This is a genomic window from Massilia sp. Se16.2.3 (assembly GCF_014171595.1).
Classification (GTDB): domain Bacteria; phylum Pseudomonadota; class Gammaproteobacteria; order Burkholderiales; family Burkholderiaceae_D; genus Telluria.
In genome coordinates this window covers 2,510,252-2,522,527 of record NZ_CP050451.1, presented here as the reverse complement: position 1 = coordinate 2,522,527, position 12,276 = coordinate 2,510,252, and the positions used below count along the sequence as shown (strand labels likewise).

Here is a 12,276-nt window from a genome sequence, read left to right as displayed (position 1 = left end):
ATCATCATATTTTTTGGTTGCATCGCAGAAATCCAACGACAGAGTATCAAGCTTGTTTTCCCTTCATTTTCAAGCATTTAACAGCTGTGTGTTGTTCACAAACAGATTGCGCCTTTCGTCAATACGCTCGTCAATACGCGTCCCGATTGCTCATGCCGTGGTAGTGCGGCGCAAGGCATGCATGCGCTTCAGATAACGCAGGCAATACACGGCAAACGCTAGCGGCGCGCGCGCCAGGTAGCGGCGCCGCACGGCGAATTCCTCGCGCCGCGCCTGCAGCTTGTTGCTTGATGAAACGCTGCCGGCATGCTCGCGGAAGATCGCCAGGGTATCGTCGAGCATGGCGGGCGGCGCCAGTGCGGCCAGGCGCAGCCAGAGGTCGATGTCCATTGCGTAGCGCAGGCTGGTGTCGAACAGGCCCGCGCGCGCGAACCACTCGCGGCGCACGAACACGGCTGGATGGGGATGCTGGCGTGGTTTGGCGGCGTAGGCGCGGTAGCTGAAGCGCCGCTGCGGGTACTGCGGCAGCAGGCGACCTTCGTGCAGTACCTGGATCCGGCCTACCACCCAGCCGGCGCCGCTGCTGTCGAAGCAGCGCCCCACCCGCTCGAGGACGTCGGGCGTGGCGTAGTAGTCGTCTGCGTGCAGGTGGGCGACGATGGCGCCGCGCGCGGCCTCAATGCCCTGGTTCATGGCGCGGCTGATGCCGCCGCCCACGTCGCGCAGGATGCGCTTGTTGCCGGGATAGGCGGCCAGCATGTCGAGCGTGCCGTCGGTCGAGCCGCCGTCGACGAAAATATGCTCGAAGTCCTGGCAGGTCTGGGCACGCAGCGATGCGAGCGTGTCGTCCAGCGTGGCGGCGCTGTTCCGTGTGCAGGTGACGATCGAAAATCGGGGCTCAGTCGGCATACAGGTCTACCAGTCGGGGGACGATGACGGCGGCATCGGCGCCGAAACGGGGCGGCAGCGGGCCACGGCACGGCGGGATCGCGAGCTGCGCCAGGACCCGATCGGCCAGTTCCGCCATGCTCAGGGCCAGCTGCAGCTGACCAGGATACTGCTGGTAGCTGGCCAGTTCCGGCGTACCGCCCCTGGCCAGGGCAATGCAGGGACGGCCCAAGGCCAACGCCTCGAGCACGGTGGTGCTGCAGGCTTCCTCGCAGATGGAGGGAACGACGCACAGGTGGCTGCACGCGCTCCGGGCCAGCGTGCGCTGTCCGTCCTGCCAGCCGAGAAAGCGCACCTGCGCGCCGCCGTGGCGGCGTTCCAGTTCGGCGCGTTCGGGCCCGTCCCCACGATCGACACGCTCGCCCAGGCCGGCAAGCGTCCTTCTAGCGCCACGAGAAATTCGCCGAAGCCCTTGCCGGCATCGATACGCCCGACCAGCACGATGTCGCCCGGCACGGGTTCGGGCGCGGCGGCGGCGATGGCGGCCAGGCGCGCATAGTCGACGAAGTTGGGGATCACGCGGCAACGCGACAGGTCGGCGCCGGGCTCGGCACGCAGGAACTGGCAGCGCAGGAAGTCCGACACGAACACGGTCTTGTGGCTGGCAAAGGCACGGGCGCTGGCCTGGCGGTAGCCATTTACGGCGATGGCGGTGATACCCTGGCGCAGGGCGCCGGCGCGCGCATCGATGCAGGCCGAGCAATCGCGGGGGGCACGGGTCGTGCACACCTGGCCCTCGCGAAAGCGCAGATGGGTAAGGCATTCGCTGCCCTGGTCGTGGCGGGTTTGCACGAAGTTCAATGCTGGATCGACATATTGACCGACGAGCGGCAGGTGTCCGTGGTAGTGCACGACGTCGGCATGGCCAGCATGGCGCGCGATGGCGCGGCCGATCTTGCGCGCGAAGTAAGGACGCTTGAGCGGATTGAAGAGCCCGAGTTGCTGCTCCTTCCAGCCGGGGTGGGCATAGTCGAAACCGGGCTGGAAGCGGCCGTGAAAGCCGATCTGCGCGGCGCCGGCGCCTGGCCCGAGGTCGTTACGGCCGAGAATGCTGACTTCGTGTCCGCGCGCGAGCAGCGTGTTGCCGAGCGTGACGACATGCTTGCCGAGCCCGCCTATCTGCTCGCCCGGCAAGTCCTCCGATACCAGCAGGACACGCACCCTAGCCCCCCGCCATGGCCTTGACCCATGCCCAGGCCCAGCGGCGGTCATCGCGTTCGACAACGAACACCATCCCGAGCAAGGCCAGCAGCGCAGCGCTGATCAAAGCGATCAGGGCGAAGTCAAGGCTGCCGCGGTCGAACCAGCGTTCGGCCGCGCCTGCGAAGACCGCGGCGATTGCCGCGGCGCCAATACCGGGAAGGTAGGCATGCGCACACAGGTGCGACAGCTGCGTTGGCACTGTGCGCCCGTGCACGACAACGAGAAAGCTGACGGTAAACAACAAGGAAGCCAGCAGGTGGCCCCAGGCCGCGCCCTCGATTCCCCAGCCGGCCACGCCCGCATAGACCAGCACCAGGCCAACGAGCGCACGAGCGAGCGCGAACACGCCCGACAGGCGGGGGTAACCCATGCCGTCGTTGACGAGCGTGGGCAGGCTGGTAAGCGAGTCGACGAACTGCGACAGGGCCATCAGGGCCAGTACGAGCGCGCCGCTGCGCGCGAAATCGGCGCCCATCCGGGCGGTGAGCAGCGGATGGGCAAACACGGCGAGCAGCACCAGCATGGCGGCGTTCACGTAGACCAGGTAGCGGGTAGCCTTCAGGTAGGCGCGGCCCAGCCGCGCCAGTTCGCCGCCGGCAGCCAGTGCGCTGGTGGCGGGGAAGAACACCCCTGAGAGGCGGAAGGTCAGACCCAGCACGCGGTTCGCCAGCGTGGCCGCCACCGTGAAGTAAGCCAGGCCGGTGACGCCGACGAGCGCACCGATGACCAATTTGTCGGCGTGCGCATACGAGAGCGCGGCGAAGCGCGAGAGGAAGGAATAGGCGGAAAAACCGAGGATGCTGCCACGCAGGGCACGGTCCGGCCAGCGCCAGCGCAGGCGCGGCAACAGGCGCTTCACGCCGCGCCACAACACCAGGCAATGCAGGGCGCTAGCGACCACGCGCAGCGCGATCACCTCGTACAAGCCCTGTCCCAGCATCAACACCGCCACCGTCAGCAGCGGCACGAGCGTACCGAATACCATCTCGATGCGACCGGAGACGTCGAAGCGCATCAGCCCCTGCGGAACGCTATTGAGATAACTTTGCAGCTGGCCGAGAAGAAAGCCAAGCGCGGCAAGGCGCAGGCAGGATACGGCCTCGCCAGCCAGTGTGGCAGGCACCGCGAACACCTCCGCCGCCAGCCAGGGCGCCGCGCCATACAATCCCAGCGCTCCGAGCGTGCCGATCAGCAAATAGACGGTGAAACCGAAGCACAGCGTCTCTGCCACGCTGTCGTGCTCGGCGCGCGCATGCTGGGCCGCGATGTACTTGACTGAGCCGGCCGTAACGTTGATATCGATGACGGCGAAATAGCCGACGATGGCGGTCACCAGCGAATACAGCCCATAGCCGGCTTCGCCCAGGCCCGCAACGACCAGCGGGACGGTGGCCAGCGCGGCGAGCGCCGGCACTGCCGCCCCAGCAGGTTCGACCAGGCATTGTGGAACAGGCGCAGGTTCATGGGTTTGCCGGGACGGATGCGTACGCCCTGCCCCATCGGTCGACTGCGCGCCCGCCCAACTGCCGTGACGGGTTGCCGCGCGCCGGCCTGCCCTGACTCGCTGCCGCCCGGACAGGCCGATGGGGCCGCCCTTTACCCTGTGGAAGGCTGGCCTCAAGCGATGCTCCCTGCGAGGGATTCGGCTTCGGGACGCAAGCGTACGCGCATGTGCCTCCGGCGTGGTAGCGGCATGGTAGCGCCGGCGGCCAGCGCAATGTAGGGCAAGGCCAGGGCAATGGCCAGCATCTGGGTCGTGCGCACCTGGGGAAAGGGCGTGCCGATCAGTACGTCGGGGATCATGAAGGCAAGCGCGGCTGCGCCTGCCGTACCCAGGCCCAGCAGGTCGGGAGGCAGGCTGCGCAGGGCGCGGCGCGCGACCAGCACGAAGGCGCAGATCGTTCCACCCAGCAGGATTAGCCCGGGCAGGCCGCTTTTCAGCAACACGTGCAGCACGCCGCTGTGCAGGAACAGGCCACCGTCCGGATTGGCCTGCCAGGAGATCTGCTGGTAGCCGGTATAGCGGCCCCAGGCGCCGATGCCGGTGAATGGCCGCGCAAGGATATCGGCCAGCACCAGTTTCAGTTCGAGAACGCGCTCGCTCTCGGGTCCGAAGCGGCGTGACTGCATGTCGTAGAGCAGGCTGGCCATCCCGCCGCCGGCCTGGCCCAGGCGACGCAGGGGCTGCGTAGCCAAGCGCCGCGCCCACCAGCGGCGAGGCCGCGAGCGCCAACTGGATGCGGCGACGCGGCGGAAAGCGCAGCAGCACGACAGCACAGCCGAGCATGAAGCCTATCCAGGCGCTACGGCGGTAGGACAGGACGATGCAGGCGGCCGTACTCGCCAGCGCCAGCCACGCCAGCAGCCGCCACAGACGCGTTTGCCCATCGTCGCTCTTTTCGTTGCTATTGCCAGTACCAAACAGGGTCACCGCGGCAATCGCGCATGCCATCATGCAGAGCAGGCTGTCGTTGATGTCGAAGAAGGTCAGACGGATGCTGATCGCGTTCATGTTGGCGTAGACGTTGTTCGGGTCGCCACCAAAGGCCGCCCAGCGCACCAGGCCAAACAGCGCCCGTCCAAGACCGGCCAGCATGATGAAACGGGCCAGTTCCAGGGCCTCGGCGCGGGTGCGGAACGCCAGCAGCATCAGTGCAACCAGCGGCCCCATCCATACAATGTTGGAAAATCCCGACGGTGCCAGCGCGTCCTTCAGCGGCACGCCAGCGAAAATAGCGGCAGCGGCATGGGCGCCCAGCAGCAGCGTCCAGCCCCAGAACCAGGGCCGCAGGTTGCAATCCGTCGTGCCGCCGGGCCGGAATGCCGCCGCCACCCGGGCGCATGCCCAGGCACCGAGGACATACCAGAGCACCACCGGGAAGAACAGCAAGCCGGAACCGCGGCTGTAGACACCGGGGGTGGCGAATACGGACAAGCTGCCGTAACTGGTCGAATTCATCCAGAAAAAGATGCACAGATAGGGATAGGCGAGCAGCCGCGGCCATACCAGGCCGAGACCGATGCCGAGCACGGCCGCGATCACGAGGAACAGCACCACAGCGAATGGCAAGGAGCTGAAAACAACCTGGAGCAAGGTGTCGGACATGATGACAGGGACGGTCAGCGCAGCGCGCCGATGAGGCGTGCACGATCGGTTGGACCCATGGCGGCCAGCAGTTCCCCAACAAAACGGTCCTGTAGCCGCCATGCGCCGGGCTCGTCGTTCGTGATGCTCGATACGCGCACCAGCATGCCGTCCGGGATCTCGCCCGACAGGCCATAGGCCAGGCGCCGCAGTTTCTGCTCGATGCCGGAGCGCGTGGCATGTTCGCCGATCGTCACCCAGTAGGTGATCGGTTCGTTGCGTTCTTGCAGTCGCGCGACCAGGCGCTGCACGGGCAGGACGCCATAACCGGTCGTGAGGCGGTCGCTGCCGTCGCGGACGAGCTGGAATCCCTGCGCGACGTAGCAGACTTCGGGCAGGTGCAGCTGCAGCGCCTTGCTCTGGTCGCCACCGTAGGCAATCGACAGCATCACGCGCCTGCCGCCATCGTCGACATAGGTGCGCGAGAGGGTCTGATCGTAAATCTTTTCCAGCAAACCCTGCTGCTCGGGATTGGGCGTGAGCGGCACAATGGCGGGGTCGATGCGCCAGGCGCCGAATTGAGCGGGCACCATTGCTTCCAGGCTGAAGCCGGGCCGCGCCTGGGCTGTCTTCTGCGACGGCGTCAACGCGCCTGTCAGGGCCGACGTGGCCGCCATTGCCACGCCCGGGTCAGGCTGGCAAGGAAACGGCTGTTCATGTCCCCTCCCCCGCGCGCCCCGGCCATGCGCCGTCGCGCCAGCCACTGCAGCCCCGAGTCCACTGCGAGAATGAGCGCCAGCGCCGTCAGGAACAGCACCATGCCGGCGAAGCCGTGCAGGAAGCCCTGGCCCGCCGCGTCGCCCAAATAAAAGGTGACCAGGGTCAGCACCACGACCCGGATCACGTTGGCCGAAAACGAGATCGGAACAATCAGCAAGGCCAGCCAGATATTGCGAAACGCCGAGGGATGGCGCATCAGGTTCAGGTAGAACAGGCCGAGCGCCTCGAGCGTGAGCAGCGTTTGCAGGCCGGCGCAGGCATCGGCTACCAGCAGCTGGTATTGACCGATTTGCAGCACCACGCCGGAACGCCCGATCGGGTAGCCGGCTGCGAACAGCAGCTGTTCGGTGGCCCAGGACACCGCCATCTTCATCGGCATCGTGACGGCGGCCACGAATTCGCTGGGCAGGGGCACCATGAACAGCATGAAGAAGAAGGGGAACCACAACACGCGCAGTGCGGACACACCGTGTTTGACCAGCACGATTGCCGCGAGCACGACGATGATGGCGCCGATCTCGAACATCAATATATGCTGCGAGCGCCCCAGCAGGTGCAGCACCAGGCCCACAGCGAGCACCGCCCAGCCGGTCGCGGACGAGGCCGGAGGCAGGGCCTGCACGATAGCCCACTTGCGCCAGAGAAGCCACAGTGCCAGCGCGAAGATCATCGGTCCATGGGCCTGCTCTTCGCCGATCCAGGCGCCGGTCGCCAGACTGGCGAAGGTCGGCAGGAACAGTGCGGCCAGCCCGAGCCACACGGGCCACCATTCCGGCAGCGCCGCGCGGGCTGCGTGGCGCAGTCCTGCAAAGCCGCGGCGAGACATGGGCGCATCGGCGGTGCCGGCCGCCGCACGCGTGGACGCGCTTGCCGTCGGCCCGGACACCTGCGAGCTGGCCTGGCTCGTCATTCAGAACTCCATGACGACGGCGCCGACGACCTCGGCCCCGGCCTCGACCAGCTGCTCGGCCATCCGCGCGACATCGGCGACACGGGTATGATCCTTGCGCGCGGCCAGCAGCACCCCGCCCGCGCGCGCGGCCACGGCGAGTGCGTCGGCGCCGTAGCCGAAGGGCGCCAGGTCGTACAGGAGGACGTCGTAGCGGTTTTCCAGCAGCGTGTGCAGCGTGCGAAATGCCTCACGGCTCAGCAGTTCCTGGGGATTGGGGGGCAAGGTACCGGCCGGCAGGACCGACAGGTCGGCAAACCCCGGGACACGCACGATTGCGTCGAGGTCGGTGCGTCCCACGAGCAGGTCGGACAAGCCCTGGCGTGGCTTGAGTCCGAACACCTCCTGTTGGCGCGGACTGCGCAGGTTCGCGTCCACGAGCAGGGTCTGCTCGCCGAGCTGGGACAGGACGACTGCGAGATTGGCGGCGAACAATGCCGCTCCGTCCTCGGGGTCGGCGCCGACCACGGCCAGTGCCCGGCGGCCGCGCGCAAACCAGCGCAACATCAACTGGCTGCGAATCTCGCGCAGGGCTTCTACCTGAGGCGAAAAAGGCTCGTAGGCGGCCACCAGGCGCGCCGACAGAGCGCCCTGCCCCGGCTGCACGTAGTCATAGCCGAACTGCCGCGCCAACGCCTGGCGAATGTCGTCCTCGCTGACCAGGCCAAGGCGCACCGCGGCTTCGCCATAGCGGATGCCGAGATCCTTCTGCATGCGCAGCACGCGCTCGGCGTTGTCCAGCGTTAGCTTGCCCGCTTCGAGCAGCAGCATGCCCATGCGCGAGTCCGCAGTATCGGCTGGCAGCGGTGAGAGGATGGGTGAGTTCATCGCAGCTTCCTTCAGTTCAGGCGCAACAGGCGCCGCGGTGCCATCAACGCGCGCAGGCCGCTACGCGGGCGCGGCGCCTGCCACTCGATGGTGCCCAACACAGGGATACCCAGCAGGTCGTGCACGTCGGCACCGGACCGCACGGGCCGTTGCAGCAATTCCAGCAGCAAGGCCAGGCCCACGCCAAGGATGCTGCCCAGCAGAATTGCCACCAGGGTGTTGAGCAGGACCCGCGGGCCTGAGGGTTCGGCCGGCGCGACCGCCGGGTTCAGCACCGCGATATCGGACTGCTCGGCCTGGGCTTCGATCCGGGTCTGGGAGAAGCGCCCGCTGGCCGCATCGAAGGCGCGCTGCGCGCTGTCGAGGTCCTTCAGCAGGACGCCGAGTTCGTCGCGAGTGCGGTTCAGCTCGAGCACCCGGGTCTTCTGGGCCGCCAGGGCGGCACGCAATTCCTCCTCGCGCTGGCGCAACACCTGCGCATTGCCGCCGACGCTCTTCGACACCGTACCGAGCGCGGCATTCAGGTCTGCGCGCATCTTGTCGACTTCGGCGCGCGCAGCACGGTACTGCGGGTGGTTGCTGCCGTAGCGGGCAGCGCCTTCCGCCAGTTTGGCTTCAGCCGACGCGAGTGCTACGCGCAGATTCTGCACCAGGGGATTGTTGGCCACATCCGGCGAGTGTACGGCATTGCCCCCCGCCATGCGTTCGCGCGAGGTAGCCTCGAGCGCTGCCGCCTGCGCCGCCACGAGCTGCGAGGACAAGTCGTTCAGGCGCGCCAGCTCGATGTCGACACGATTGTTGTCGAGGCTGACGATGCCCTTCTCCTGCTGGTATTTCGACAGGCGCGCCTGGGCCGTCTCGACGTTGTCGCGCAGCTGTTTCGTCTGCTCATTGAAATAGGACGCCGCCTTTTTCATCGGCTCGGTCTTGAGCTGCACGGAGGCGTTCTGGTATTCCTCGGCGAACGCGTTCGCGACCGCGGCGGCGAAGGCCGGATCGGCGCCCTTGAAGCTGATTTCGACGACGCTCGATTCGCGCGCCGGCTTGATTTCGAGCTTGCGCAGCAGCAGGTCGGCCAGCCAGTCGCGCACGCTGCCCTTGCCGTCGGTAGCGTCCTGGAACTGCGCGATCACGACCGGGCTGGTCGCCAGGCGCAGGCGGTCGACGACGCGCAATGCCACGTTCTTGCTGGTGATGATGTCGATCTGGGTCGCCATGTAGCCGGGCAGCAGCTGCCCGGGTGTGGTCACACCGGTGAGCGGGTCCACGCCTTTATAGTTGAGCAGTACCGATGCGGTCGCGGTGTAGGTCTTGTTCTGGATCAGGCTCCAGCCGAGCGCCAGCAACACCGTCACCAGCAGGGTCGACAGGATCAGGCGTCGCCGTGCGCGCAGCAACAACAGGAATTGATAGAGGTTCATGGCGACTCCGGGCGGCTCAGAACCAGCTTTCGCGCACGGTGATCACATCGTCGACCTGGACCGGATCGCTGGCGCGGGCTTCGAGCGTGAAAGGACGGCCGGCGGCATCGCGGCGGGTGATGCGCATGCCGTTGTCGCTGCCGCGCGGGGTCAGGCCGCCGCCGGCGGAAATCGCCTGCTGGACCGTCATGCCCCGCTCGATGCGAAATGCCCCGGGCCGCTGCACTTCGCCGGTGACATAGGCACGGGGCGCGCGCTCGACATAGATGATGTCGCCGCCGGCCACTTCGAAGTCCTTGTCGAGTTCACCCTTGCGCACCATGTCGACAACGTCGATTGTCTCGCGCGTGGTCTTGCCGTCGCGGGTACGCACCAGACTGATGAGGTCGCCTCCCTCGGAGCCGATTCCCCCAGCCATGGCGAGCAGGTCCAGTACCTTGCGTCGCCCTTCCACCGGATAGCGCCCCGGCCGGTTGACCTGTCCAAGGACCGAGACCTGCTGGCTGGCCAGCGTGGTGACAATCATGTTGACCTCGGCTTTTTTCAGGTAGCCACCCTTTTCCAACAGGTTGCCGATCTTTTTCTCGGCTGCGGCAACGGACAGGCCGCCGACGGCCACCTGGCCCAGCAAGGGAAAGGTAATGGCGCCACTCTCGCTGACCCGCGTCTCGACCGCCAGGTCGGGGCTGCCGTACACGGACAGGCGCACCACGTCGCCCGGTCCGAGCAGCACTTCGGCGGCGCTGGCGAACCCGGCGCCCAGTGCCAGCACAGCTGCCATGATCCATTGTGCAAGTGTTTTCATGCTCGCTCCTCCAGAGTTTGGTTGAGGCCGATTACTTCAGGCCGGCGACGCCGCGATCGACCGCCGCGGCGTCCGGCGTTCCTGCGCCCGTGGTACGCGCCGGAGCCGTCTCGGGCATTGCCGCCGGGCCGGTACCGGACGCCGTGCCGGCAGCAGGTGCCACTGCCTTGCCGGCGCGTCCCGCGTCGCCGGCATCCGTACCACGCGGATTGGCAAGACTGGCCGGCGCGGCCCTCGCATCGAGTGCCAGCTCCTTGTTCAGGTATTCGATCCTGGCTCCCTCACGCAGCCGGTCGACCTCGGCCGCGGCCACTTCCTTGTGCTTGCGCGTCAACAGGTACTGCGCGATCTGGGGCGTGGCGACATTGAGCGGCACCGGCGCCTCGCGTACCTCGGCTATCGACAGCATCATGGCGCGCTCACCTTCGCGTACGCTGAACAGTTGGCCTTTGGGCATGGCGAGCAGCTTCTTCGCCAGCGCGGGGTTCAGGTCGGCGGTACTGCGCGTGATCTGGGCGCGGCCGTACTTGATGCCGTGCGCATCGAGCCAGACCGCAACCTCTTCGAGCGAACGCGCGCTATCGGCCGCCTTGCGTACCTCGGGCGTGAGGTCGCTCCCCGCGATGACGAGCTGATCCATGCTGAACTGCTTGCGCTTGTCGAAGTAGTCGGGATGCGCCTTGTAGTACTCCTCGACCTCGGCCGGCGTCGGCTTGGCGACATTGGCCAGCCGCTTCTGCATGTAGGCTTGCGCCACGATCAGCGAACGGGCGCGCTCGATGGCGCCCATCACCTTCGGATCGCGGTCGAGCTTTTCCTGGGTTGCCGCGTGCTCGAGCAGCTCGCGGTCGATCAGCGCCTGCAGCAATTGCTTGCTGGCGTCGGGCTGGCGCGTGGCGGGGATGCCGGCGCGCTGGATCTCCTCGTTCAGCTGCAGCACCGTGATCTCTTCGCCGTTGACGTTGGCAAGGGCCTGTCCCGGCTTGGTCGGTGCGGAGCGTCCGCTGCATCCCGCCAGCGCGGCCGACAGCAATGCGACCACGCCCACGGCTCGGACCGCGGCGGCTGCGGCGCCGCGCGCCCGTTTCCTGAAAGATGTTCGACATAAGTCCTCGTCATGAAAAAGATCGCGTTACGGGCCTCGCTGCAGGCGTCATCCGGCGCGGCAGCATCGCGGCTGCACCGGCACGGGGCTTTCAGGCGGGCGCATCGGCTACCTCGACGGCAAGGAAGGCGGAATACGCCCGGCGCAGCCCTTCGCGCAGCGGCGTACTGGCGCTCCAGCCAAGTGCGCGCAACTTCGACACATCGAGCAGCTTGCGTGGCGTGCCGTCGGGCTTGGAGGCATCGAACACGATGCGTCCTTCAAACCCGACCACTTCGCCCACGAGATGGGCCAGCTCGCCGATGCTGACGTCCTGTCCGGTGCCGACATTGATATGGGAATGCATCGGACCGGTGTTCGCGGCATAGGTTTCCGGCGCCAGGTGCATGACATGGAGACTGGCCATGGCCATGTCGTCGACATAGAGGAACTCGCGCATCGGTTTGCCGCTGCCCCAGATGACGACCTCCTGCGCGCAGTTCGCCTTCGCTTCGTGGAAGCGCCGTACCAGGGCCGGGATCACGTGGCTGTTTTGCGGATGGTAGTTGTCGCCCGGTCCGTACAGATTCGTTGGCATGACGCTGCGAAAATCGGTGCCGTATTGACGGTTGTAGCTTTCACAGAGCTTGATGCCGGCAATCTTGGCGACGGCGTAGGGCTCGTTGGTCGGTTCGAGCGCACCTTCCATCAGGTACTCCTCGCGAATCGGCTGCGCCGCCAGGCGAGGGTAAATGCAGGACGAGCCGAGGAACAAGAGCCGATCCACGCCGGCGCGCCAGGCCTCGTGAATGACATTCGCCTGCACCATCAGATTGTCGTAAATAAATTCGGCAGGATAGGTATTGTTGGCGTGGATGCCGCCCACCCGTGCCGCCGCCAGATAGACATGGTCGATGCGCTCGCTGCGGAAGAAGGCGCGGACGGACGGCTGGTCGGTCAGCTCGAGTTCCTGGTGCGTGCGCGTGACGATGCTCGTGTGGCCGCGTGCGCGCAGCGCGCGTACGATGGCGGAACCAACGAGGCCGCGATGGCCGGCGACATAGATGCGGGGTTCTGGATTCTTCAAGGTCCACTCCGATCGGTTGCGACGATGTAAGCGATGCCATGATGTGGGGCCGCGACCGGCTGCGATGCTTGCCGTGACCTGCCTTG

At 66.6% G+C, this 12,276-nt stretch carries 11 protein-coding genes and 2 pseudogenes; all 13 read right to left on the bottom strand.

The genetic code is table 11. From position 1 onward, the window contains the following. Positions 1-150: 150 nt before the first annotated feature. Complete coding sequence (locus G4G31_RS11540) at positions 151-909, bottom strand: glycosyltransferase family 2 protein (RefSeq protein WP_182991521.1); 759 nt, start codon at positions 907-909, stop codon at positions 151-153. Then, positions 899-1,027, bottom strand: coding sequence for a hypothetical protein (locus tag G4G31_RS27545; RefSeq protein WP_267873688.1), 129 nt, complete (start codon positions 1,025-1,027; stop codon positions 899-901). The genes G4G31_RS11540 and G4G31_RS27545 overlap by 11 nt, the downstream gene beginning before the upstream one ends. Positions 1,028-1,120: 93 nt before the next feature. Next, a pseudogene (locus G4G31_RS25835) lies at positions 1,121-1,243 on the bottom strand (hypothetical protein); the annotation flags it as partial. Positions 1,244-1,497: 254 nt separating this feature from the next. Next, positions 1,498-2,160: pseudogene (locus tag G4G31_RS25830) on the bottom strand (glycosyltransferase family 4 protein); the annotation flags it as partial. After that, complete coding sequence (locus G4G31_RS11530) at positions 2,111-3,565, bottom strand: oligosaccharide flippase family protein (protein WP_229425537.1); 1,455 nt, start codon at positions 3,563-3,565, stop codon at positions 2,111-2,113. The gene G4G31_RS11530 and the pseudogene G4G31_RS25830, both read right to left, overlap by 50 nt. A gap of 203 nt (positions 3,566-3,768) precedes the next feature. Beyond that, positions 3,769-4,347, bottom strand: a complete 579-nt coding sequence (locus G4G31_RS11525; protein WP_182991520.1) for a hypothetical protein — start codon at positions 4,345-4,347, stop codon at positions 3,769-3,771. A 924-nt stretch (positions 4,348-5,271) separates the two neighbouring features. Then, the gene (gene epsI, locus G4G31_RS11520; RefSeq protein ID WP_182991519.1) at positions 5,272-5,913 is read right to left on the bottom strand and encodes an exosortase-associated protein EpsI, B-type; all 642 of its coding nucleotides are present in this window, start codon (positions 5,911-5,913) and stop codon (positions 5,272-5,274) included. After that, positions 5,892-6,926 carry an exosortase B gene (gene xrtB, locus G4G31_RS11515; protein WP_374011295.1) on the bottom strand — a complete coding sequence of 345 codons (1,035 nt, stop codon included), beginning with the start codon at positions 6,924-6,926 and terminating at the stop codon, positions 5,892-5,894. Before xrtB ends, epsI begins: the two co-directional genes overlap by 22 nt. Further along, positions 6,927-7,742, bottom strand: a complete 816-nt coding sequence (gene epsG, locus G4G31_RS11510; protein ID WP_374011294.1) for a chain length determinant protein tyrosine kinase EpsG — start codon at positions 7,740-7,742, stop codon at positions 6,927-6,929. A gap of 62 nt (positions 7,743-7,804) precedes the next feature. Further along, complete coding sequence (epsF, locus tag G4G31_RS11505; RefSeq protein ID WP_182991517.1) at positions 7,805-9,214, bottom strand: chain length determinant protein EpsF; 1,410 nt, start codon at positions 9,212-9,214, stop codon at positions 7,805-7,807. A gap of 16 nt (positions 9,215-9,230) precedes the next feature. After that, positions 9,231-10,019: a polysaccharide export protein EpsE gene (gene epsE, locus G4G31_RS11500; protein WP_182991516.1), complete on the bottom strand. Its 789-nt coding sequence runs from the start codon at positions 10,017-10,019 to the stop codon at positions 9,231-9,233. A 31-nt stretch (positions 10,020-10,050) separates the two neighbouring features. Further along, positions 10,051-11,061: an EpsD family peptidyl-prolyl cis-trans isomerase gene (locus G4G31_RS11495; protein ID WP_229425536.1), complete on the bottom strand. Its 1,011-nt coding sequence runs from the start codon at positions 11,059-11,061 to the stop codon at positions 10,051-10,053. Between the two features lie 154 nt (positions 11,062-11,215). Then, positions 11,216-12,190, bottom strand: coding sequence for a GDP-L-fucose synthase (locus G4G31_RS11490; RefSeq protein ID WP_182991515.1), 975 nt, complete (start codon positions 12,188-12,190; stop codon positions 11,216-11,218). Positions 12,191-12,276: the final 86 nt, after the last annotated feature.

Excerpts from the sequence above, each read along its gene's own strand:
- G4G31_RS11540 (WP_182991521.1), bottom strand. The coding sequence starts at position 909 with ATGCCGACTGAGCCCCGATTTTCGATCGTCACCTGCACACGGAACAGC.
- G4G31_RS27545 (WP_267873688.1), bottom strand. The coding sequence starts at position 1,027 with ATGGCGGAACTGGCCGATCGGGTCCTGGCGCAGCTCGCGATCCCGCCG.
- epsI (WP_182991519.1), bottom strand. The coding sequence starts at position 5,913 with ATGGCGGCCACGTCGGCCCTGACAGGCGCGTTGACGCCGTCGCAGAAG.
- xrtB (WP_374011295.1), bottom strand. The coding sequence starts at position 6,926 with ATGACGAGCCAGGCCAGCTCGCAGGTGTCCGGGCCGACGGCAAGCGCG.
- epsG (WP_374011294.1), bottom strand. The coding sequence starts at position 7,742 with ATGGGCATGCTGCTGCTCGAAGCGGGCAAGCTAACGCTGGACAACGCC.
- epsF (WP_182991517.1), bottom strand. The coding sequence starts at position 9,214 with ATGAACCTCTATCAATTCCTGTTGTTGCTGCGCGCACGGCGACGCCTG.
- epsE (WP_182991516.1), bottom strand. The coding sequence starts at position 10,019 with ATGAAAACACTTGCACAATGGATCATGGCAGCTGTGCTGGCACTGGGC.